Source organism: Flavobacterium longum, assembly GCF_965137575.1.
Taxonomy (GTDB): Bacteria; Bacteroidota; Bacteroidia; order Flavobacteriales; family Flavobacteriaceae; genus Flavobacterium; species Flavobacterium longum.
The window spans coordinates 342,582-364,136 of sequence record NZ_CBCRZJ010000002.1 but is presented as its reverse complement, the minus strand read 5'-3'; the positions used below and the strand labels follow the sequence as shown (position 1 = coordinate 364,136).

General features: G+C 48.5%; 20 protein-coding genes. 10 read left to right on the top strand and 10 right to left on the bottom strand.

Annotated features, from left to right (window positions below):
• The first annotated feature begins 23 nt into the window (after positions 1 to 23).
• The gene (pckA, locus tag ACM9J1_RS04620) at positions 24 to 1,625 is read left to right on the top strand and encodes a phosphoenolpyruvate carboxykinase (ATP) (RefSeq protein WP_415580772.1); all 1,602 of its coding nucleotides are present in this window, start codon (positions 24 to 26) and stop codon (positions 1,623 to 1,625) included.
• 117 nt (positions 1,626 to 1,742) lie between these two features.
• On the opposite strand, the gene ACM9J1_RS04615 is transcribed toward pckA, so the two are convergent.
• Both ACM9J1_RS04615 and ACM9J1_RS04610 read right to left on the bottom strand, forming a co-directional pair.
• Entirely contained in the window at positions 1,743 to 2,492 is a 750-nt protein-coding gene (locus ACM9J1_RS04615; RefSeq protein ID WP_415580771.1) for a uroporphyrinogen-III synthase, read from the bottom strand.
• Between the two features lie 18 nt (positions 2,493 to 2,510).
• A complete protein-coding gene (locus tag ACM9J1_RS04610; protein WP_415580770.1) occupies positions 2,511 to 3,176 on the bottom strand; it encodes a DUF4271 domain-containing protein in 666 nt (221 codons plus the stop codon).
• Between the two features lie 188 nt (positions 3,177 to 3,364).
• Here ACM9J1_RS04610 and ACM9J1_RS04605 point away from each other — a divergent pair, with 188 nt between their 5' ends.
• The 3 genes from ACM9J1_RS04605 to ACM9J1_RS04595 are packed head-to-tail and all read left to right on the top strand — an operon-like array spanning position 3,365 to position 5,789.
• The gene (locus ACM9J1_RS04605; protein ID WP_415580769.1) at positions 3,365 to 4,087 is read left to right on the top strand and encodes a polyprenol monophosphomannose synthase; all 723 of its coding nucleotides are present in this window, start codon (positions 3,365 to 3,367) and stop codon (positions 4,085 to 4,087) included.
• Positions 4,088 to 4,089: 2 nt separating this feature from the next.
• Positions 4,090 to 5,430 (top strand): dihydroorotase, encoded by a 1,341-nt coding sequence (locus ACM9J1_RS04600; RefSeq protein ID WP_415580768.1) that lies wholly within the window; start codon positions 4,090 to 4,092, stop codon positions 5,428 to 5,430.
• Positions 5,427 to 5,789, top strand: a complete 363-nt coding sequence (locus ACM9J1_RS04595; RefSeq protein ID WP_415580767.1) for a DUF4296 domain-containing protein — start codon at positions 5,427 to 5,429, stop codon at positions 5,787 to 5,789. Before ACM9J1_RS04600 ends, ACM9J1_RS04595 begins: the two co-directional genes overlap by 4 nt.
• Here ACM9J1_RS04595 and ACM9J1_RS04590 read toward each other — a convergent pair whose 3' ends face one another.
• Positions 5,790 to 6,779: an NAD-dependent epimerase/dehydratase family protein gene (locus tag ACM9J1_RS04590; protein WP_415580766.1), complete on the bottom strand. Its 990-nt coding sequence runs from the start codon at positions 6,777 to 6,779 to the stop codon at positions 5,790 to 5,792.
• Between the two features lie 274 nt (positions 6,780 to 7,053).
• Here ACM9J1_RS04590 and tyrS point away from each other — a divergent pair, with 274 nt between their 5' ends.
• Positions 7,054 to 8,355: a tyrosine--tRNA ligase gene (tyrS, locus tag ACM9J1_RS04585; protein WP_415580765.1), complete on the top strand. Its 1,302-nt coding sequence runs from the start codon at positions 7,054 to 7,056 to the stop codon at positions 8,353 to 8,355.
• A 69-nt stretch (positions 8,356 to 8,424) separates the two neighbouring features.
• Here tyrS and ACM9J1_RS04580 read toward each other — a convergent pair whose 3' ends face one another.
• The 5 genes from ACM9J1_RS04580 to ACM9J1_RS04560 form a co-directional block, all read right to left on the bottom strand.
• The gene (locus tag ACM9J1_RS04580; RefSeq protein WP_415580764.1) at positions 8,425 to 9,405 is read right to left on the bottom strand and encodes a LuxE/PaaK family acyltransferase; all 981 of its coding nucleotides are present in this window, start codon (positions 9,403 to 9,405) and stop codon (positions 8,425 to 8,427) included.
• Between the two features lie 65 nt (positions 9,406 to 9,470).
• Positions 9,471 to 11,186: a T9SS type A sorting domain-containing protein gene (locus tag ACM9J1_RS04575; protein ID WP_415580763.1), complete on the bottom strand. Its 1,716-nt coding sequence runs from the start codon at positions 11,184 to 11,186 to the stop codon at positions 9,471 to 9,473.
• Between the two features lie 109 nt (positions 11,187 to 11,295).
• Positions 11,296 to 11,622, bottom strand: coding sequence for a T9SS type A sorting domain-containing protein (locus ACM9J1_RS04570; RefSeq protein WP_415580762.1), 327 nt, complete (start codon positions 11,620 to 11,622; stop codon positions 11,296 to 11,298).
• 112 nt (positions 11,623 to 11,734) lie between these two features.
• On the bottom strand, positions 11,735 to 12,919 hold the full coding sequence (locus tag ACM9J1_RS04565) for a hypothetical protein (RefSeq protein ID WP_415580761.1): 1,185 nt from the start codon (positions 12,917 to 12,919) through the stop codon (positions 11,735 to 11,737).
• A 224-nt stretch (positions 12,920 to 13,143) separates the two neighbouring features.
• On the bottom strand, positions 13,144 to 15,936 hold the full coding sequence (locus tag ACM9J1_RS04560; RefSeq protein ID WP_415580759.1) for a TonB-dependent receptor: 2,793 nt from the start codon (positions 15,934 to 15,936) through the stop codon (positions 13,144 to 13,146).
• Positions 15,937 to 16,125: 189 nt separating this feature from the next.
• On the opposite strand from ACM9J1_RS04560, the gene ACM9J1_RS04555 reads away from it, so the two are divergent.
• Both ACM9J1_RS04555 and ACM9J1_RS04550 read left to right on the top strand, forming a co-directional pair.
• Entirely contained in the window at positions 16,126 to 16,812 is a 687-nt protein-coding gene (locus ACM9J1_RS04555; protein ID WP_415580758.1) for a response regulator transcription factor, read from the top strand.
• Positions 16,813 to 17,859: a sensor histidine kinase gene (locus tag ACM9J1_RS04550; RefSeq protein ID WP_415580757.1), complete on the top strand. Its 1,047-nt coding sequence runs from the start codon at positions 16,813 to 16,815 to the stop codon at positions 17,857 to 17,859.
• A gap of 125 nt (positions 17,860 to 17,984) precedes the next feature.
• Here ACM9J1_RS04550 and ACM9J1_RS04545 read toward each other — a convergent pair whose 3' ends face one another.
• Together ACM9J1_RS04545 and ACM9J1_RS04540 are read right to left on the bottom strand one after the other, a co-directional pair.
• Positions 17,985 to 18,707, bottom strand: coding sequence for a YoaK family protein (locus ACM9J1_RS04545; RefSeq protein WP_415580756.1), 723 nt, complete (start codon positions 18,705 to 18,707; stop codon positions 17,985 to 17,987).
• Positions 18,708 to 18,752: 45 nt separating this feature from the next.
• Positions 18,753 to 19,826 (bottom strand): glycosyltransferase, encoded by a 1,074-nt coding sequence (locus tag ACM9J1_RS04540; RefSeq protein ID WP_415580755.1) that lies wholly within the window; start codon positions 19,824 to 19,826, stop codon positions 18,753 to 18,755.
• A gap of 66 nt (positions 19,827 to 19,892) precedes the next feature.
• On the opposite strand from ACM9J1_RS04540, the gene trmB reads away from it, so the two are divergent.
• Genes trmB through ACM9J1_RS04525 form a run of 3 tightly spaced genes read left to right on the top strand, consistent with a single transcriptional unit; the run spans position 19,893 to position 21,518 of the window.
• On the top strand, positions 19,893 to 20,567 hold the full coding sequence (trmB, locus tag ACM9J1_RS04535) for a tRNA (guanosine(46)-N7)-methyltransferase TrmB (protein ID WP_415580754.1): 675 nt from the start codon (positions 19,893 to 19,895) through the stop codon (positions 20,565 to 20,567).
• 1 nt (position 20,568) lies between these two features.
• A complete protein-coding gene (locus ACM9J1_RS04530; protein ID WP_415580753.1) occupies positions 20,569 to 21,201 on the top strand; it encodes a LysE family transporter in 633 nt (210 codons plus the stop codon).
• Complete coding sequence (locus tag ACM9J1_RS04525; protein WP_415580752.1) at positions 21,201 to 21,518, top strand: MGMT family protein; 318 nt, start codon at positions 21,201 to 21,203, stop codon at positions 21,516 to 21,518. Before ACM9J1_RS04530 ends, ACM9J1_RS04525 begins: the two co-directional genes overlap by 1 nt.
• Positions 21,519 to 21,555 lie beyond the last annotated feature (37 nt).

Below are 21,555 nucleotides of genomic sequence, written 5' to 3'. Positions count from 1 at the left end.
TACACAACTCAAAGAATACTTTTATGGAGAATAACGCGCTGATTACGAAATCGATTTCGTTAGAAGGCTTAGGAATCAAGAATGCGAATGTCCATTACCAGCTGTCACCAGATGAGCTACACGACATCACAATAAAATCAGGACAAGGCGTCGAGGCTTCAACCGGCGCGCTGGCCATCAACACTGGAGAATTCACCGGAAGGTCGCCACAAGACCGTTTCATCGTTAAAGACAGTATCACGGCCGATAAAGTTTGGTGGGGAAAAGTAAACCTGCCGTTCGAGCCGGAAAAATTCAACGCCTTGTATGACAAAGTGATGGATTACTTGTCGAATAAAGAGGTTTACGTTCGCGACAGTTATGTCTGCGCCGACCCGAATTACCGATTGAACGTTCGCGTCGTGACCGAAACCGCGTGGTCCAACCTGTTTTGCTACAATATGTTCCTGCGTCCGGAAGCTTCCGAACTCGACAACTTCTCACCAGACTGGCATGTCATCTGTGCGCCTGGCTTCATGGCCGACCCGATGGTCGACGGCACAAGACAGCACAACTTCGCCATTTTGGACTTCACCCGCAAAATCGCCTTGATTGGCGGCACAGGATATACCGGCGAAATGAAAAAGGGTATTTTCTCAGCCCTGAATTTCATCCTTCCGGTCGATAAGAATACGTTCCCGATGCACTGCTCGGCCAACGTAGGAAAGAACAATGACACCGCGATTTTCTTCGGATTGTCCGGTACCGGAAAGACGACGTTGTCTGCCGACCCTGATCGCAAACTCATCGGCGACGACGAGCACGGCTGGACTTCAGAAAATACCGTTTTCAACTTCGAAGGCGGCTGTTATGCAAAAGTCATCAACCTGACCGAAGAAAACGAGCCGGATATTTTCCGTGCCATCAAGCGCGGTGCGATCCTGGAAAACGTCATCTTCAAGAAAGGTACGAATGAAGTCGATTTCGAAGACGTTTCCATCACGCAAAACACCAGGGTAAGCTATCCAATCTATCACATCGACAACATCCAACCGGGTTCCATCGGTTACAATCCAAAGAATATTTTCTTTTTAACCGCTGATTCTTTCGGTATTTTGCCTCCGATTTCAAGGCTTACACCAGGCCAGGCGGCGTATCACTTCATTTCGGGTTACACGGCTAAAGTTGCAGGAACCGAAGCCGGCGTCACAGAACCGCAACCGAACTTCTCGGCCTGTTTCGGCGCACCATTCATGCCGTTGCACCCAACCAAGTATGCTGAAATGCTCAGCCAGAAAATGAAAGAAGCCGGCGTAAAAGTATGGCTCATCAATACGGGCTGGACCGGCGGACCATACGGCATCGGTAGCCGGATGAAGCTGAAATACACCCGTGCGATGATCACTGCGGCGCTCAACGGTGAACTAGACAACGTAGAATACAAAGACCATGTGGTTTTCGGTATCGCCAAGCCGCAATCTTGCCCGAATGTTCCGGCCGAAATCCTGAACCCGCGCAACACGTGGGAAGACAAAGATTTGTACGATAAAAAAGCGCATGAACTCGCCGACAAATTCCGCGAGAACTTCAAAAAGTTTGAGGAGTTTGCCAATGAAGAAATCATGGCGGGCGCACCAAGAGGATAATTTTATTAATTCATAGAAAAGCCGCTCAGTTATTGGGCGGCTTTTTTGTTTCTGGTAGTTTCGGCCAAAAAAAAAGCGCCACAAATGCGGCGCTTGGTATAGTATTTTTTTCTTCCGTTATTTTTCCTTGTTTACTTTAGCGATGTATTTTTCGAGTGCCATCGTCATGGACGGCGCTTCCGGAGACGGCGCCATGATGTCCACGCGCAATCCGTGGGCTTCAGCTTCTTTTTGAACGGAACTTCCAAATACCGCGATGCGCGTATTGTTTTGCTGGAAATCCGGGAAATTCTTGAATAGCGACTTGATTCCGGTTGGGCTGAAAAACGCCAGCACGTCGTAATAGACATCGGCCAGGTCAGACAGGTCGCTCATGACGGTTTTATAAAACGTCGCCTGCGTCCAATCCACTTTCAGGTTGTTTAGGATTTGCGGCGCGTCAGGATTGAGTTGATCCGATGCCGGTAAAAGGAATTTCTCTTCCTTGTATTTCTTGATCAGCGGCGTCAGGTCTGCAAAATCTTTCTGCCCGACATAAATCTTCCGTTTACGATAAACCACATACTTCTGCAAGTAATACGCGATGGCTTCAGACTGGCAGAAATACTTCAACCCTTCCGGCACTTTGTAACGCATTTCCTCGGCTACACGGAAAAAATGATCCACGGCATTCTTGCTCGTCAGGATGATGGCTGTATATTGACTGACGTCTATCTTCTGCAAACGGATGTCTTTGGCATTCACGCCCTCGACATGGATAAACGGCCGGAAATCGATTTTCACCTTGAATTTCTGCTGCAACTCAAAGTAAGGAGAATTCTCTACTTTGGGTTCAGGCTGCGACACCAAAATGGTCTTGACTTTCATAGGGATTTTTTGGATGCGTTAACTTTTTGTAAACCAATAATACATGAAATAATAGGGCGCTATTTCAAGTGCGCAAAGATACAAAATAAAATAGAACAGCTTACCAGCGATGAAGTTTTGGTAATTCTTCAACGCGACGAGATAAGTTAACAGGTTTGTTAGCAATATCGCAGCAATCAGCACAAAAAACACAAATTCAGGCGAAGAATTGCCGTAAAACAAGATGATATTCATAGGCAACAGGAACAGCGCCATGTAGCTTCGGTAGCTCACTTTACGCAAATTGAATTGCTCGACGAACTCTTCCATATTGAATGCTGTCCCGATAATCTTGTCGATCAAGAACTTACACAAAATAAACACCGCGAGCAAGGTCGAAATCCGGATGAACAACACCCAATCGGTCTTTTCTGCGTAACCATAATGCGACAGCGTCAATTGGATGAAAAAAGCGAGCGAAATCACCTGAACCACGAAAAGCAACACCGTGAAACCACTCATCAAATGGCTGCTGTCTTTGTAAACCTTAATGTATTTGTCTGATACGAGCAGGCGCGCAAACTCACCGAAACGCTTGTCAAAGGCGGCGCGCGTCACAGCAATCAGGATGAAACACAGCACAAAAAGCACCGTAGCCCAATCCTGAGACGGCATCACGCGCGGCAAAATGGCGTTTACTAACATGCGGCAAAAATAAGGTTATTTGGTTTACCGTTCAACGTTTGGGCTTTGAAGTTTCTTGTGTCGGCCGGACGATTTCGCAGCCCGGTGCAGGCATCAAGTCAGAATCGCAAATCGCTTGTATTATTATCATTTTATTATGATGCGGCATGGGCAAAAAACTTATTTTTGCTGACAAATTCAGATGCGGCATGAGCGATTGCCTGGTAATCATCCCAACATTCAACGAGATCGAGAACATCGAAGCCATGATCAGGAAAGTGTTCTCGCTGGCCAAGCCGTTTGATGTCTTGATTGTGGACGATAATTCACCCGACGGCACGGCGCAGAAAGTCGACGCGCTTATGCGTGAGTTCGACGGGAAACTCTTCCTGAAGAACCGCACGAAAAAATCGGGGCTCGGCACCGCGTATGTGGCCGGATTCAAATGGGCGCTCGCGCACCAGTATGAGTACATCTTCGAGATGGACGCCGATTTCTCGCACAATCCCGACGACCTCGAAAAGTTACAGCAAGCTTGCGCCAACGGTGCCGATATGGCTATCGGGTCGCGCTACATCACCGGCGTGAATGTAGTAAACTGGCCGCTGAGCCGCGTGTTGCTGTCGTATTTTGCGTCCAGTTACGTGCGATTGATCACAGGAATGAAAATCCATGACGCTACTGCCGGATTCATCTGTTACAAAAGAAATGTGCTGGAAACCATCGGGCTTGACCGCGTGAAATTCATCGGTTACGCCTTCCAGATCGAGATGAAGTACCGCACATTCGCCAAGAAATTTAACATCGTGGAAGTGCCCATTATTTTTACCGACCGCACCAAAGGCCAGTCGAAGATGAGTAATGCCATTATCAAAGAAGCGGTTTTCGGGGTGATTTCGCTCCGCATCCGCAAACTGTTCAACAGACTATAATCATGGGAAGCACGTTAATCAAGAATGCCAAGATCGTAAACGAAGGTGTCATCTCCGAAGGTGATGTGCTTGTCGAAGGAAATACCATCGTTGAAATTGCCGAAAGCATCAGCGCGAAATCGCCTTCGGTCAAGATCATCGATGCCGAAGGGAATTACCTGATTCCGGGCGCGATTGATGATCAGGTGCATTTCCGCGAACCCGGCCTGACACACAAAGGCGACATCGAATCTGAATCGCGGGCTGCCGTTGCCGGCGGCATTACATCGTTCATCGAACAGCCGAACACCGTGCCCAACGCCGTGACGCAGGAAGCGCTGGAAGCCAAATACCAGATTGCGGCCGAGAAGTCTTTCGCCAATTACGGTTTTATGTTCGGGGCCACCAACGACAATCTGGAAGAATTGCTCAAGACTGACCCGAAAACGGTTCCCGGCATCAAGATCTTTCTGGGTTCGTCCACTGGAAACATGCTGGTTGACAACGAAGCCGTACTGGAGCGGATTTTCAGCAGTACACCAATGCTCATCGCGGTGCATTGCGAAGATGAAACGACCATCAAGGCCAACTTGGAAAAATACAAAGAACAATATGGCGACGATATTCCGGTGGAATGCCATCCGCTGATCCGGAGCGCAGAAGCTTGTTACCTCTCGTCGTCGAAAGCCGTAGCGCTCGCCAAAAAGACCGGCGCGCGCCTGCATATTTTCCACTTGTCTACGGCCAGGGAAATGGAATTGTTCACCAACAAGATTCCGTTGGAGGAAAAGAAAATCACGGCCGAGGTCTGCATCCATCATTTGTGGTTTTCGGACGAAGACTACAAAACCAAAGGCAATTTTATCAAATGGAATCCGGCGGTAAAAACAGCCGACGACCGCCAAGCGTTGTGGGAAGCGCTCAATGACGACCGGATTGACGTCATCGCCACCGATCACGCGCCGCACACACTCGAGGAAAAACAGCAACCTTACACCAAAGCGCCATCGGGCGGACCGCTCGTGCAACATGCCGTCGTGGCCATGTTCGAAGCGTTCCATCAAGGCAAAATATCGATTGAGAAAATCGTCGAGAAAATGGCGCACAACCCGGCCAAACTCTTCAAGATCGAAAAGCGCGGTTTCATCCGTGAAGGCTATTTCGCCGATCTGGCCATCGTCAATGCCGGACAGCCTTGGAACGTCAGGAAGGAAAACATTTTGTACAAATGCGGTTGGTCTCCGTTTGAAGGCTATAGTTTTAAATCGAGAATTACCCATACTTTTGTGAATGGCGAATTGGTCTATCAAAACGGCAAGGTGAAAGACATCCGCAAAGGCCAGCGCCTGCTTTTCAACCGATGAAAAAACTCGCGATTATATTAGGATTGTTTCTGCTCGCCTCATGCGGCAAAGAAGTCGTGCAAAAACCCGACAACCTGATTGCGCGCGACAAAATGGTGGACATCATTTACGATCTGTCTTTGCTGGAAGCCATGCGGTCGCAGAAACCGATTCTTTTGGAGCAAAACGGCATCAACCAAAACACGTACGTCTACAAAAAATACGGTATTGACAGCGTGCAGTTCGCCAAGAGCAACCAATACTACGCCGCCGACATCGAAGGCTACAAACAAATCTACAAGGAAGTCGCCGCGCGGCTCGACGCAAAAAAAGGCAATACGCCTGCGCCAAACAGCAATGATGTAGGCATTGTCCGGTAATTAGTTATTGCGGAATATTTCAGCGAAAATTTGCTCCGGCGGTGTGAATTTAAACCCGAGCGCCTGTACGATCTTGTCGTTAGGATACGCAATCGTTTCGTGAGCAGCCCTTGCCTGATCTAGCGTCAATACCCGTTTCTTCCCGAATATTGATAAAAGCCAATCTAGTCTTGCACCAGCGGCGGTCATCCAAGGCTTGGCGTACATCGTCGGACGTTTCTTTTGCATCGCGTCGGCGGCCATAAAGAAAATATCGCGATAGCTGAAATCGCCGGCGCTCAAAGTAAAATGTTCGCCCGAAATGTCGCTGTCCATCAACAAGACCATGATTTTGGCCACGTCGCGTGCGCTTACAAAGCCCATCGTTCCGAAGGTGTAAAAGCGCTGCCCATTCTCAATCATCTTGTACATGGCCGAACTTCCGGTTTCCCAAAATGGCGGGCCGATGATGATGCCTGGATTGACCATAACCACATCCAAACCTTCCTGTTGCCCGCGCCAGATTTCCATTTCGGCGCCGTGTTTTGAGATGGCATAATCTGAATGTGGCTTCTCGGGGTTCCATTCGGTTTCCTCATTCACCGAAAACTGGAAATCCAACGGGTCGCCAAGCGCCGCAATCGAGCTGACGTGACACAATTTCTTCACGCCAAATGCCAAGCAGCAATTCACTACGTTGGCCGTGCCTTCAATATTGATCTTACGGAGTTTGTCCTCATCGTACGGATCAAAAGAAATATACGCCGCGGCATGATACACAAAATCAATGTCCTTGAATGCGGCCTCGAGCGACGGGATGTCATTGATGTCGGCCTGCACCCAATCAATGTCCGCAAACAACTCCGGCCGCTGGTAAAACGCAAACAGCGATTTCGTCCGCGCTTTGTTTTCCGGCGTTCGGTACAGCGCACGCACCTGTCGGCCCGATTCGAGCAGTTGCAGCAAGACGTGAGAACCGAGAAGGCCGGTTGCGCCGGTGAGGAGAATCATGTAGCAAAGGTAATAGACAATTCATAATTCACAGGTCATGGCGAGAAGATTTTGGGCGTTGCCTGCGGCCCTCGCATTTGCGGTAAGTCCGCGCTCGTGCACTCGCTGTGGGCTTTCCACGCCACCCAAGGCCAACAAGGCCGAACAGACCGGAGGTAATCGCTAACGCAACCCAGATAAAAACCGGATCTGGCGTCAAAATTTCCAAATTTCCAAATTTCCAAATTCTCAAATTAGCCTATCTTTGCACCCATTAAACAATCACTGGAATCGAATGAAAAACCTGGTCGAAGAACTCAAATGGCGTGGACTGTACCACGATGCCATGCCCGGAACCGAAGAACAACTGCTTAAGGAACCGACCACGGCTTATATCGGTTTTGACCCAACCGCAGATTCGTTGCACATCGGAAGCATGGTGCAGATCATTTTGCTGGTGCATCTCAAGCGCTTCGGCCACAAACCCATTGCGTTGGTTGGCGGTGCCACGGGCATGATTGGCGATCCGTCGGGCAAATCAGATGAGCGCAACTTGCTCGATGAAGCCACGTTGGCCAAGAATGTTGACGGTATTAAACGTGTATTGTCGCGTTTTCTGGATTTTGATTCGAAGGAAGCCAATGCGCCGGTCATGGTGAACAACTACGACTGGATGAAGAACTTCACGTTCATCGATTTTGCACGCGAAGTCGGGAAACGCATCACGGTCAATTACATGATGGCGAAAGATTCGGTGAAGAAAAGACTTTCTGGTGAGGCCGGCGACGGCATGTCGTTCACCGAATTCACTTACCAATTGATTCAAGGATACGATTTTTACCACTTGCACAAACACCACAACTGCATGCTGCAAATGGGCGGTTCAGACCAATGGGGCAATATCACCACAGGCACCGAACTCGTGCGCCGCATGAACCCGAATACCGACGCCAAGGCTTTCGCGCTCACGACGCCGCTCATCACAAAAGCCGATGGTTCTAAGTTCGGAAAGTCCGAAGGCGGAAACGTGTGGCTCGATGCCGACAAGACTTCGGTATATAAATTCTACCAGTTCTGGCTCAACACCACCGATGAAGACGCCGAGAAATACATCAAGATTTTTACCTTCCTCGACAGGGCCGAAACCGACGCGCTGATCGACGAGCACAAAACCGCACCACATTTGCGCGTTTTGCAACGCAGGCTGGCCGAGGAAGTCACGACTTTCGTCCACGGCAAAAGCGAACTGGACAAAGCGATCCAAGCGTCGAATATCTTGTTCGGGAATTCAACCGCCGACGATTTGAAACAACTCGACGAAGCGACTTTTCTTGAAATATTCGACGGTGTGCCGCAAGCCGATGTCGCGAAATCTGACATTGAAGCCGGTGTGGATATTGTGGTTTTGATGAACGAGAAGACGGGCTTCATGAAGTCCAACGGTGAAGCGAGACGCGCGCTGCAGGAAAATTCCATTTCGGTAAACCGGGAAAAGATCGCCGAAGGATTTACCGCGAATGCATCCAATCTCATCAACGGCAAATTCATCTTGTTGCAACGCGGGAAGAAGAACTATTTTGTCGTCCGCGCGGTGTAGCCAAGACTATTCATAGCCACGAATTCACGAATACAACAAGTTTAAATTCGTGAATTCGTGGTTTTTTCTTTACATGACCATGAGGTTGCAGCCCCGGATGTCTGAATGGTCAAATCTGCCCAAGACTTCGAACGAACCATCTGCGTATTTCTTGCCCAAATCCTGCGTGGCAATGAATGCGCAGGAATTGATGTTGGCCAGATCGATGACGTTGATGCCTCCCGTTTTGCCGCCATCTACATAAGACAGTGCGTCTTCCGTGTCGCGGACAAGAATCCGCATCCAGTCCGGACATTCAAAAATGCCGTCGCCCAAAGAATAGGCTTGCGACAACAATTCGGTCATCCCGTATTCTGAATGGATGGAATGTACGCCGAAACCTTTGCACAAAACGGCATGCAACTCTTCCCGGATCATTTCCTTGCGTCGGCCTTTCATGCCGCCGGTTTCCATGATGATGGTGTTCTGGAGGGAGAATTGGTGCGCTTCGAGCATGTCGAGAAGCGCGTAGGTTACCCCTATGAGCAATACGTTTTGACCAGCTTCATCAAGCATTTTCAGTTTGACAGCCAATTCCTCCTGGTTGTGCAGGTAAAAGCCGCTGTCCGGATTGTTTGACAACTTGATCAAATCGTCCACCATGTAAATAAGTGACGAACCTCCACGCTCCAGATACGAAGGCAACAGCGCAAGCACCGCGTAATCTTCAATATTGCCATAAAATTGTGCAAAAGCGCGGCGGTAACTTTCCTCATAAAGGGAAACATCGGTCACCAAATGCCGACTCGTAGCCATTCCCGTAGTACCGCTGCTCGTAAATATCTGTTGCACGGGATGCTCGTCGGTCATCACGTCATGGCTTTTAAAGAAACTGATGGGCAGGAACGGAATCTTCTCCAATGACTTCACTTTTTGCGAATCAACACCTAGATAATCACAAAACTCCCTATAGACATTGTTGTGCTCATGTTGGAAACGGAACACTTTCAAGGCAACTTTCTCGAATTGCTTTTGTGACGAAATGGTGAATATGTCTGATGCTGGAAACACGCCGCAAAGGTAAGAAATAAAAAAGCCCCGATTTCTCGAGGCTTTTTAAGTATGTCAAAAATTGATTACTTGATCACCAATTTCCTTGTAGCGGTTTTACCTGCTTCGGTGACTTTAACAATGTAAACGCCGCTGGTCAAAGCCGATACGTTTACGGGCTCGTCGGTTACGGTAGCGTTTACCACCTGCTTGCCCAACACGTCAAAAATCGCAACAGCCTTAGTCTCGTTGCTGTCTGAAGTGATGTACAGCAAACCATTGTTTACAGGGTTTGGATACATCTGGAAACCAGCGATGTCATTCTGTGCTGTAGCCAACAACTCATTGATGGTTGTCGCGATACGCAAAGCATCAACCGTGATTGATGGTGTCGTAGCTGCGCCATCCTGACGCAACAAGAACGCACCCAAAGTAGTCAAGGCTGTACCCGGAACGTCTGTCAATGTAGCTGGTGTAGAAGCATTGAAAGTAGCCACCGTTGGGTTCAACCAGCAGCTCAATGTATTGGTACCGAAATCGTAACCCATAACCACAAACACTACGTCACCAACGTTGAATAATGGCGCAGCATAGTTTGTCGTGGTAGAAAGGTTAGCGAAACCCAATTGATATTGCGTACCAGTCCTTTTCAAGAACAGCCTTGCACGGAATGCACCGGCGTTTGGCTCAGTCAAACAAGCGAAATACGTTTCCGATGGGTCAGCCGTAATGTTGCTCATGTCGGTTACGCTCATCAAGAAAGAGGCGTAAACCGTACCTGAAGTTACCGCGGTGAACGGTGTAGTGGTGTCGATACCAGCGCCTGAAAAAGCTGCAGCATTTCCGAAAGCAGGAACGCCTGTGTAGTTCAAATTCCCCGGTGTAACGGTGATGTCATCACCAGAGTTTACGTTTGACCATTTTTGGGTGCTGCCCAATGCGGTACCTGCAGTATATTCGAAATGCTCGGTGTAAGGCAATGCATTTACCGGCTTACAAGAAGGTGCGGTAACGTCTAATTGGCTGTTGCATGTGCCGCCAGTAACGGTAACAGTGATGTTTACACCTTCTGTCACACCTGTAATGACGATGTTTCCAGCTGCTACTGAGGTTGGGTTATCGCCGCCTACAGTGCCTGCCGTTGTCACAATGTTATATGTCGCATTTCCTGCGCCTGTGTATGGAATTGAAACGGTATAAGTGTCAAGTGCAGCTGTAACGGCATCGCACAAAGCAGTAGCCGATCCGAAAGCAAATGTACATGACGCCGAAACGTTGCTCAATTTGATGTCGTCCAAGCGCGTTTGGCCTGCGCCCGTAACCCTGAACTTCAAAGACAGCGTAGTAGAAGACGGAATCTGTCCGCCAGCCACAGTGTAAAGTGTCCAGCCTGCAACAGCATCAGGTGTAAACGTCAATGCCGTCCAATCTGTTCCGTTGGTACTTTGCTCAACGATCATTTGAGTGGCGGTAAGCGCGCCGAAAGTCAACTGAAGATCAGCAGACGCGTAAGCAGAAGTATTCAAACCGTCGATTTGGAAGTACTCTGTATCAGCATTCATAAATACGTTACCGCCGCCTGAAGCGCCAGTATAACCTGAAGATACGCCAGTCGCGCGCATGTCTCCGGTTCCGCTATAAGCGATTGGAGCACCGTTCTGGAAAGTTGCAGGAGCAGCTTGCCCAGCATAAGTCGCGATAGCCGTTGTGCCGGTTGGGACGCCCATATTTTCGGCATAAAAAGTCTGGCCGAATGTGTAGCTGCCAACCGCGATCAACATTAAAGAGTAAAGTTTTTTCATTTTTTTATTTAGTAAGAATTAAGCGTACAAATATAGTCAGTAATTTCTGTTGCTAAAAAAAATCCGGATTAAAAAAATATTAAAGTATCAACAAAAAAAAGAAGCTTAATTATTTAATAATCAGCTTCCTTGTTGCAGTGGCGTCGTTCTCTTTGATCTTGATGATATAAACGCCGGGCGATAAATTGGAGATGTTGAGTTCGCGGGTATTGAGTACCGTTTGGAACACCTTTTTCCCGAGCACGTCAAAAATCGTAATTTCCTTGTCTATCGATGACTTCGATGTAATGTAGATTTTCCCATTGCTCACCGGGTTCGGATAAAAGTTCAGGCCTTCAATAGCGTCCTGAGCTTTACCGGGTTGCTTGCCGTCCTGCGCCGATGCGGCCAGTGAAAACAAACAGAAAAGGAACATATAAAAGTAGTTCTTTGCCATAGGTGCAATTTGGTTTTGTAAAAGTATAAAACTTTTTCCAAAAATGAAGCCAAAAAAATAACGCTCCTACTAAAAGGAGCGTTAAATTACTTAATCTAATTCTAATTCTCAATTATGGGATCAAATTCGTGCCGCCAACCGTTACCCAGTTGCCAGATTCGATCGATGCGCCGGTGGCCGATGCGTTGACCGTGTAATTGGCCGAAGGGAAGTTAACGGTAATGGCACCGGTAGCGCCAATGGCTTCAGTATGTGTCGTATTTGTGATTTTTGCACCCAACAATTTAACCTTAGATCCATTTACCTGGTCTGTATTGGTGGCTGCGTCCTGAATTTTAACCGCCGCGCCTTCATATGTTGTTGATGACTCCGTGTAATTGCCGTAACCGTCGATGATGACATTGCTGAATTCCCCGTTGCCTTGCTTCTTGAATTGAAAGGCATCGATTTCGATGGTTCCAGCCACTTCAGGCGTGGTTCCTGCGGCTCTTTTCAAGGTTACATTTGCCACTTTCGGATAGAAAGCATTGTTGTTATTATTGGCTTCAATCTCCATCCCGAAGTTGCCTTTCACGGTCTGGTAAGCGTACCAGTTGCTGTTGTTTTGGCCTTGCCAGCCGTCTTGCCAGTCAAAAGAGTCGTCATAACAGCCGTAAGAAACGATGTTAGTTGCACTTACGGTTCCGCCAAAGAATTCAAAACCGTCATCGGCGCCCTTGTAAGCTACCAAGTGATTCAAGTTAGTGCCAGAGCCTACGCTGTAAAAGGTGAAGGCATTGTTTTCTTTTGTACCGTCCGCCAATTTCGCGCCCGCATATTCCACACGCACATAGTTCAATGAACCGCCGTTGTGTGTGGCATTCGCACCGCCGTAAGGCAAGTTATTGCCGTCTTCGGAAGTCGCTGTGGCCGCGCCGCCGATGGCGTTGATTGGTGCATCGCCGTACATGATGATGCCGCCCCAAGAACCTGGAACCTGCGAAACCTCAGTGAACACAACAGGCTGTGAAGCCGTGCCGTTGATGTTGAGTTTTCCACCGTTTAAGACCACCAAGGCATTGTCGCCTGTGGTTTTGTCGCAAGTGATTGTTGAACCTGCATCGAACGTGACGGTAACGCCTGGGTTGATTTTCACGATACCCTGAAGCGTATAATTGCCGAATGCGTATGTCTTGCTTTCCGTGATTGTTCCTGAAATGACACCGGTTGCAGGTGTAATGCCTTCGTCGTCTCCGGTACTGCAGCCTGTGAAAATTGATCCGATAATCGCCAGACCTAAAACTAATTTATTACTCATGATTCTCTTTTTGCTTTTTTGGTATTCGTGAATCTTCGATTTCATTGTTGTTTCTTGATTTAAGTTTCAGCAAATTTATTTTCGAGGCCTTTAAAACGGGTTACGACAGGATTATGATTCGGTTACTGAAAATCAATCAAATCGTTACCGTATTGTTAAGCGTGTAAACAAAAAAGACCGCCGTAAAGCAGTCTTTTTGTTTATAAACCGGAGCGGTTTTCACCTTAAAACGTATATGTCAACCCAGCCGAAAACCCAACGCCGCGTTTGTAATCCTGCAACACGCGCGAGTCCTCAATATAATTGGCATCGCTGTCTTCGCCCAATTCCATTCTCACCAAAGGATTCAGGATGTTATCGGCAGCGAATTTCACATCGAAGTGGTCAGACAGTTTGCTGCTCCACACAAAATCCAATTTGCTCACCGGCAATTCGTAGATATGGTCGAACGGGAAGTTGCCCACGCTGTAAATCCTTTTTCCGAACACCGAATACACGAGTGTGGCCGTATTGGTCCAAGTTTCACTGAATTTAAATTGGTATTTTAAATCGGCGTTGACGAGCCATTTCGACGCGCCTTGCAACTCGCGGTCACCGTGCGTTTCTGTAGATGGCAATAGCAATCCGGTAAAGTTGACGCTATAAGGATTCACTTTCACTTCGGTGTGCATCAAAGACGTATTGAAGCCGAAGGAGAAGTCAGACAACATTTTTGAAATCCGTCCAAAATCCAAGATGAATTCCAATTCGGCGCCGTACAAAGTGGCATCGCCGGTGTTCAGGAACGTGGTCTGGAAACCGCCCGCGCTGGCCGTGAAACTGCGCTCGATGGCGTTGTTGATTTTCTTGCCGAAAACGCCCACCGCCAACATTTCCTTATTGGTCGGGAAGAATTCGTATTTCAGGTCGATGTTGTAGTTGTCGCTGTTTTCCAGGTACGGGTTGCCGTTGAGTACCGTACCGTCGGCATTGATATAGGTAATCGGCAAAGCTTCGATCTGGACCGGCTTCGTATAGGTTACGCCTGCACCAAAACGCAGATTCGTCTTTTCGTTCAGCTCGTATTTCACGTTGAGCGACGGCAAGACATACAATTTCTCAAAAGTCCTTTTTATAAACGGGTCGTTGAATCCGCCATTGAACCTGAACTTGGTCTCACGCGCTACCTGTTCGGCACGCACACCCGCAAATACTTCCCATTTTGTGCCCGGATGCAAAGTCAGTGTCGCATAACCCGCATTGTTGTTCTCGGCCAATTTCACTTTGTACTGGCCGTTTGACGTTTCGCGGAAACGGAAGTTGTTGGCCAAAAGGTCTGTTGCAATTTGTGCATCAAGCTCGTTGATGGGCAACGTGTTGGTTGGCCCTGTTGTCGTCGACACGAAACGATAAGAAGATTGCGCAAGAGAGAAATTGCCGTTATAACCAACCGAAAATTGGTTTTTGCGGTCGGCCTTCTTGCCGAATTTCACCGAATATTCCGCCATGCCAGACATGTAGCCCACGCCTTCAATGTCAAGATATTGACGCAGGAAATTGTTGCCGCCGTAAGAAACGGTGATGTCTTCGCCAGATTTCGTGCCTTCAAAAAATTTACGGTCCGGCTGCTGGTAAGATGTCTTGGAGGCCGAAACGCCGGCCTTGAATAGTTGGCTTTCGTCTTCATTTAACGCGATTTCACCCAGCAATTGGCCGGTCAAGTAGTCAGATTGGTCGAGCTGGTTGGTGCGCACGAGATAATTTGGGTTTTGCTCATTATTTTCCGACACACCAAACTGGTCTTGGATGGCGTTGGTCGTGTTGCGCAGGTAAAAAACGTTCGCAGTCAAATCCCAGCGGCCAACTTTATAATTACCGGAAATGAGTGCCGATGTGTTGGTGTCGTACAAATACTCGCTGCTTTCAAAATCGTTGAAGAATTCGATCGATCCGTTGGCCCCGGTGTTCGAAACGGTACGGTCTGCACCGCGCCGTACTTTGTAACTGTTGTCGAAGTTCAATGAAAGCAAGTAAGAGAATTTCCCGTCGCCTTTGAGGTTGAATTTTTCAGAATGCAACAACCCGATGCTGGTATTGAGCGGGCTGCGTTTGTCGGTGACGTCAAAACCGCTTTGGAATGCGTTCAATGACTGTTGTCCGGTAAGTTCCGGATTAGTTGGTCGCCCTCCGAAAATACCCGGCAGCATACGGTCTTTTCCGGTCAAGCCAAAGAAACCTTTTGAGCCGTCCGCATCTTTCGCAATCTTGAAATCCGACAAGTTGTTATTGGTCGTAAAACCTGCACCGACACTTATTTTGGTCACGCTTTTGCCGCCTTTCGACGTACCGATGTTGAATGTTCCGCCAGCAAAGTCACCATAGATATTGGCGTTGAAAGTCTTGTAAACGTCCACCGCACTCACAATGTCTGTCGGAAACAAATCCAGCGGGATGATTTTCCTGAACGGGTTGTTCGATGGCACGGCCAAACCGTTCACCAGCAAATTATTGTATCTGTCTTCCAAACCACGTACGAACAAGCCGCGGGAACCCACTTTGGTGATGCCCGAAATTTTCGTCAGACCTTCTTCCACGTCGCTCACGCCTTTGCGCGACATTTCCTGTGCGCCGATACTTTGCTTGATTTCCACCGCTTTTTTCTGTTCCACCAAAAGCGCCGTTTCCCTTTCACGGTTGCCGGCCGCCTGGATTTCCACATCTTTCAAGGTGTAGCTTCCGGTGCCGAGGGTTTTGTCTACAGTAACCGTTTCCCCTGCAGTGACAGTCACTTGTTGCTCCTGCGGCTCGTAACCTACGAAACTGAATTCGATGGTGTATGTGCCCGGGTCAACTTTAAAGGTATATTTTCCGTTTTCGTCGGATGTCGTGCCGTTGGTTGTGCCTTTAATGACGACGTTGGCAAATGGCAATGGTGCGCCGGCCATGTCCTTGTCGGAAATGGTTCCAGTGATGGTGCCTTTTTGCGCCCATGCGGCTACCGATAAAAACAATGTCAGGATCAGGATCTTGATTTTCATTCGCTCTAGCTGTGTTAAATTTTGGTGCAAAGTAACGGTCGTCGTGTGAAGCCGCAGTTACGCGCCAGTTACCGTTTGGTTTACGAATGATTACCGAATTGTTAACAGATTAAATTACGGTTAACGCCTTGTTTGCAAAGAATGTTTATCTTTACTTTTGACTTCTGAAAACCGATGCAAGAACCAATCATGAAGAAAAAAGACATCAGGATTTTACTGGTGGACGACGAACCGGATATCCTGGAAATCGTCGGGTACAACCTCTCGCAGGAAGGCTACCAGATCCTGACCGCATCAAACGGTAAAGAAGCCGTGGCGAAAGCCAAAAAAGAGTTGCCGCACCTGATCATCATGGACGTCATGATGCCTGAAATGGACGGTATGGAAGCCACCGAAACCATCCGCAAAATCCCGGAACTGTCCAACGTGATCATCACCTTTTTGACCGCGCGCAGCGAAGACTATTCGCAAGTGGCCGGTTTCGAAGCGGGCGCCGATGATTACATCTCAAAACCCATCAAGCCGAAACTGCTCGTGAGCAAAGTAAAAGCGTTGTTGCGCAGGCTCAAACAAGAAGACGGAAAACCATCCGGAACGCTCAACGTCGGCGGCATCGAAATCAATCGCGAAGAATACAAAATCATCAAGGACGGCAAAGAAATCGTCCTGCCGCGCAAGGAATTCGAACTCTTTTACCTGCTCGCGTCCAAGCCCGGAAAAGTCTTCAAGCGCGAGGAAATCCTTGACAAAGTCTGGGGCAACGAAGTCATTGTAGGCGGCCGCACCATCGATGTGCACATCCGGAAATTGCGCGAGAAAATCGGAGAGGAATTGTTCAAAACCATCAAAGGCGTTGGCTATAAGATTGAAGCATAAATGGGCATACAGTTCAAGAAAACCTACCGTTTTGCGGTAAAATCATCGTTTTACATCACGCTGTTTTCCACGGGGTTGCTCTTTGTCCTGACTTATTTTTTCGCCCACATCACGCCAATCGTTTATCTCTATTTCGCGGTCTGCATGGCCGCGTTTTCTTTTTTCGTCATCCAATACCGCGTCGAGCATTTCATCTACCGCCGGGTTAAGAAAATCTATGACGACGTGTCGCTGCTGGAATCCACGAGTTTCTCCAACCAATCGGTCACGACCGACATGGAAACCCTCACGCGCGAAGTCAAGAAATTCGCCACCGACAAAAAACTAGAAATCGAAACCCTGAAGGTCCGCGAAGAATACCGCCGCGAATTCCTGGGTAACGTATCGCACGAATTAAAGACGCCGTTGTTCACCGTGCAAGGCTATCTGTCCACGCTGATCGACGGCGGCATGAAAGACAAAACCATCCGCAAGAAATATTTAGAACGCGCCGAAAAAGGCGTCGAGCGGCTCATCTACATCGTACAAGATTTAGACATGATGGCCAAGCTCGAAAACGGCGAACTCAACACCGAATTCGCCAAGTTCGACATGGTGGAAACCGTACAGAACGTCTTCGACATGCTCGAGATGGAAGCCTCCAAAAAAGACATCATGCTGTTGTTCGACCGCAAATACAACAAGCCCGTTTACGTCTTCGGCGATCAGGAAAAGATTGAGCAAGTGCTCATGAACCTCATCATGAATTCCATCAAGTACGGCAAGGAAAAAGGCTCTACCGAAGTAGCCATCGAAGATTTCGTCTCCAACAAAGTCATCGTCCGCGTCACAGACAATGGCGAAGGCATCGAAAAACAAAACATCCCGCGCCTGTTCGAACGCTTCTTCCGCGTTGACAAAAGCGGCTCGCGAAAGGAAGGCGGTTCCGGCCTCGGGCTGTCCATCGTCAAGCACATCATCGAAGCGCACAACGAAAAAATCTACGTAGAAAGCGAGTTCGGCAAAGGCTCCGAATTCTCCTTCACACTCGGCAAATTCAAGGGTTAATTTTCTTGGGCGTTCCGGCTTTGCTGTCGCCGCCGTCGCGCTGTCCACTCTATCTTTTGCTCGCGCACTCACAAAAGGATGCCGCTTCCATCGCTAACGCGCCCAACCGCATGTTATCGGTTTCATCAATGCAACCCTTTTCGCTTCAACTGGATCAGCCGCAATTTCACATGGTCGTACCAAATGGCGCCCAATAACGTCACGCCGCCCATCAGTAAAACCTGCAAACCCAATGTCGCATAAAAAACACCGCCAACCACGCCGCCCAAAAAGAAGAAACTGATAATGGTCAATCGCAACCTGATCGACGAAAACAAACGCCGCCGTTGCTCGGTTTCCTTGTAGAAAAACAACTGCGACAACTCGATACCCAAGTCGGTGAAAAGCCCGGTCAAATGTGTGGTGCGCACCGTCGCGTTTGAAATGGTCGTCACCAAAGAATTCTGCAAACCCATTGCAAACAAAAGTGCGAAAGCGAGCAAGTCCGGGTTTTTCTGTATCAGAAATTCCCCAGCCAATGCTACGGCAATCAAGATGACACTTTCCAGAAAAATCGGAATCGTATAACTCGATTTGTTGTGGCTGCGCGAGATGATTTCCACCAAGAAATTCGACACGAACGAACCCAGGAAGAAGAAGAAAATGTACAGGAAATACACGAATCCGTTCCAGAATTCCAGCCGGAAAACTTCGTCCACCAAAAAAGCGAAATGACCCGTAACGTTCGTGGTCAATCTGGCCACGGCCAAAAACCCGGCAATGTTCACAATCCCGGCCACGAAAGAAAGCAAAGACGCAATCCTCAAATTGTGCCGCAGCGTGCGTGTCTTGCCTTTGTGCCGGAACATTATTTTTTGTTCGAATGTACGGATTTTTGCGTCATGAAAAACGCATCATTCCCGCTCAAACAAACAGAACAAATTCTTCCAATGGATTTTTTCCGGGATGTGCGGCAAGCCTTTGTACAAGTCCACTTCGGTGAGTTTTTCCAACCGGAAATGTTCTTGTTTGGCGTATGGCACCAAGCCTTCTTTCTTGAATTTCCGCGCCAGGTATTCCTGTTCATACTGGCCGGGCGTCGGGATGAAAAACGCTTTCTTCCCCAATTTCGCCAAGTCCATGACGGTCGTGTAGCCAGAACGGCACAGCACGAGTTTGCTTTCGTTGACGGTTTTTTCCAGTTCAGATGACGTCATGAAATTGTAGTACGTCACGTTGCCCAACTGGATTTTCTTCTGCTCGGCTTCCATGACGCCTTTCACGAAAACCACTTTCCCATCAAACTGCATGACTTCGCGCTCGAGTTGCTCCTGAAGCATGCCGCGCTGCGGTTCCGGGCCCGAAAGCATCACCATCAAATCGTATTTCGCGGGCAACGCCATTGGCTCAAAGCGGCTGAGCGGCCCGATGTATTTCAGGTGCAAATCGTCGGCGTCCTTCAAATGCCCGAGTTTGCCCGACAGGTTGATGAAATCGTCCACATCCGGAATCCAACATTCAGTGAATTTTTCGATGATCATCCGGTGCAGTTTCCCGGTGAGCCAAGTCGTATTTCCGGTGAGCACGTTGAGTTGGTGCGTAATGAACACCGACGGCACTTTCTTGGACACCACGCCCAACCGGTTGTCTGAAATAATACCCCAAAGGTTGTATTGCTTCACCCACTGCTTGACGATTTTCTTTTCGCCAGACACGGCTTCCATCATCTTCGGTAGGTTCTGGAGCATTTTCCATTTGAAGTGTTTGCCTTCCCGTGGATATTCAATTTGGTACGACGGCAATTCCAGCGCGAGCAATTTCGGGAATTCCCTTTTCAAGAGTTGCAAGGCGGCGCCGTCCGAAGCCAAAATGGGCGTGTATCCGTTGGCTTCCAAAGCGCGGATGATAGGAATACAACGCGTGGCGTGGCCCAAACCCCAGTTGAGCGGTGCCACGAGGATATTTTTCTGAATCGGGAGTTCTGGCATTTGGGCGAAGATAAAAACATTTCCCTTACCGTATATTTCCTTAAGTTTGCGAAAATTTTAAAAAAAGTGGGCAGCAAGAACAAACTCAAGCGATTCCGGGAAAACGAAACTTTCGCAAATGTCATCCAACCCACGCGCGACGAGGCCGTAAGCGGGAATTTCGCACTCAAAGGAAAATGGCGCAATGACTTCTTCAAGAACGACAATCCGGTCGTGTTGGAATTGGGCTGCGGCAAAGGCGAATACACGGTCGGTTTGGCCGAACGTTATCCGAACAAAAACTTCATCGGGGTTGACATCAAGGGTTCACGTTTCTGGCGCGGTGCAAAAACGGCCATCGAATCCGGAATCAAGAATGCTGCATTCTTAAGGACGCAAATCGAACTCATCGACCATTTGTTTGCCGAGGGTGAAGTCGATGAAATCTGGATCACGTTCCCCGATCCGCAAATCAAATACAAACGCACCAAACACCGCATGACCAATCCGGAGTTTTTGGCACGCTACAAAAAAATCCTCAAGCCAGAAGGCGTTGTCCATCTAAAAACCGACAGTGAATTCATGCACGGCTATACGCTCGGGCTGCTCCAGGGTTCGGGTCACGACATCCAATACGCCAACCACAACATCTACCGAAACGAAGGCGCGCCGGCCGAAGTGATTGGCATCCAGACGTTTTATGAAAAACAATATTTGGAAGTTAACAAGCCAATTACGTATATTAGGTTCAAAATAAATTGAGATGGGTTATGTGCTGCCGTTAATCCTGGGTTTCTTTACCGCATCGCTCGGGATTACGCCGCCAGGCCTGATCAACATGACGGCTGCCAAAGTGAGCCTGAAGGAAGGCCGTACGCAAGCCTTGATTTTCGCTGCCGGCGCTACGCTGGTGGTGCTTTTCCAAACGTATATCGCCGTGGTTTTTGCCCGTTTCATTGACCGGAACCCCGATGTGTTGGTGTTGTTGCGCGAAATCGGGCTGGGCATTTTCATGTCGTTGACGATTTTCTTTTTCTGGCAGGGTAAAAAACCCGATGTCGAAGAAACCAAAGTCAAATTCCACAGCAAGAAAAGCAGGTTCTTTTTTGGGATGCTGCTTTCGGCGCTCAACTTTTTCCCGATTCCGTTTTACGTGTTCATCAGCGTTACGCTGGCCTCATACCAATATTTTTCGTTTGAGGATTTGTTCGTCTGGACGTTCGTGCTCGGTTCAGGACTCGGCGCTTTCTTCGCATTTTACTGCTACATCGCCTTCTTCAAGAAAATGGAAAAGCGCACCGTGTTCATCCTGCGCAACATGAACTACATCATCGGTACGATCACGGCCATTGTGAGCGTGATCACGATTGTCAATGTGGTAAATTACTACTGGTAATGGCAAAAGATCAGGACAGTTTTTTCCAGAAAGTGTATGACGTTGCACGGCGTATTCCGTACGGGAAAGTCACGTCATACGGCGCCATTGCAGAATTCTTGGCTTCGCGCGGATCGGCCCGTATGGTAGGCTGGGCCATGAACAATTGCCCCGAAGATGTTCCGGCGCACCGCGTCGTCAACCGCATGGGCGTACTCACCGGCAAGCACCATTTTGACGGCACGAATTTGATGCAACAGCTGCTGGAAAGCGAAGGCGTTGTCATCAAAGACAATCAAATCGTCAACTTAGACAAGCATTTCTGGAAGCCCGACTAATCTTCGCAAATATCGCAAATCAGATTTCCCTATATCG

What these genes read in the sequence shown, in the direction of transcription:
- pckA (WP_415580772.1), top strand. Translation starts at nt 24, where the DNA reads ATGGAGAATAACGCGCTGATTACGAAATCGATTTCGTTAGAAGGCTTA.
- ACM9J1_RS04525 (WP_415580752.1), top strand. Translation starts at nt 21,201, where the DNA reads ATGGCAAAAGATCAGGACAGTTTTTTCCAGAAAGTGTATGACGTTGCA.
- ACM9J1_RS04605 (WP_415580769.1), top strand. Translation starts at nt 3,365, where the DNA reads ATGAGCGATTGCCTGGTAATCATCCCAACATTCAACGAGATCGAGAAC.
- ACM9J1_RS04565 (WP_415580761.1), bottom strand. Translation starts at nt 12,919, where the DNA reads ATGAGTAATAAATTAGTTTTAGGTCTGGCGATTATCGGATCAATTTTC.
- ACM9J1_RS04575 (WP_415580763.1), bottom strand. Translation starts at nt 11,186, where the DNA reads ATGAAAAAACTTTACTCTTTAATGTTGATCGCGGTTGGCAGCTACACA.
- ACM9J1_RS04570 (WP_415580762.1), bottom strand. Translation starts at nt 11,622, where the DNA reads ATGGCAAAGAACTACTTTTATATGTTCCTTTTCTGTTTGTTTTCACTG.
- ACM9J1_RS04555 (WP_415580758.1), top strand. Translation starts at nt 16,126, where the DNA reads ATGAAGAAAAAAGACATCAGGATTTTACTGGTGGACGACGAACCGGAT.
- ACM9J1_RS04540 (WP_415580755.1), bottom strand. Translation starts at nt 19,826, where the DNA reads ATGCCAGAACTCCCGATTCAGAAAAATATCCTCGTGGCACCGCTCAAC.
- ACM9J1_RS04615 (WP_415580771.1), bottom strand. Translation starts at nt 2,492, where the DNA reads ATGAAAGTCAAGACCATTTTGGTGTCGCAGCCTGAACCCAAAGTAGAG.
- ACM9J1_RS04550 (WP_415580757.1), top strand. Translation starts at nt 16,813, where the DNA reads ATGGGCATACAGTTCAAGAAAACCTACCGTTTTGCGGTAAAATCATCG.
- ACM9J1_RS04595 (WP_415580767.1), top strand. Translation starts at nt 5,427, where the DNA reads ATGAAAAAACTCGCGATTATATTAGGATTGTTTCTGCTCGCCTCATGC.
- ACM9J1_RS04560 (WP_415580759.1), bottom strand. Translation starts at nt 15,936, where the DNA reads ATGAAAATCAAGATCCTGATCCTGACATTGTTTTTATCGGTAGCCGCA.
- ACM9J1_RS04530 (WP_415580753.1), top strand. Translation starts at nt 20,569, where the DNA reads ATGGGTTATGTGCTGCCGTTAATCCTGGGTTTCTTTACCGCATCGCTC.
- ACM9J1_RS04600 (WP_415580768.1), top strand. Translation starts at nt 4,090, where the DNA reads ATGGGAAGCACGTTAATCAAGAATGCCAAGATCGTAAACGAAGGTGTC.
- ACM9J1_RS04590 (WP_415580766.1), bottom strand. Translation starts at nt 6,779, where the DNA reads ATGATTCTCCTCACCGGCGCAACCGGCCTTCTCGGTTCTCACGTCTTG.
- ACM9J1_RS04545 (WP_415580756.1), bottom strand. Translation starts at nt 18,707, where the DNA reads ATGTTCCGGCACAAAGGCAAGACACGCACGCTGCGGCACAATTTGAGG.
- tyrS (WP_415580765.1), top strand. Translation starts at nt 7,054, where the DNA reads ATGAAAAACCTGGTCGAAGAACTCAAATGGCGTGGACTGTACCACGAT.
- ACM9J1_RS04610 (WP_415580770.1), bottom strand. Translation starts at nt 3,176, where the DNA reads ATGTTAGTAAACGCCATTTTGCCGCGCGTGATGCCGTCTCAGGATTGG.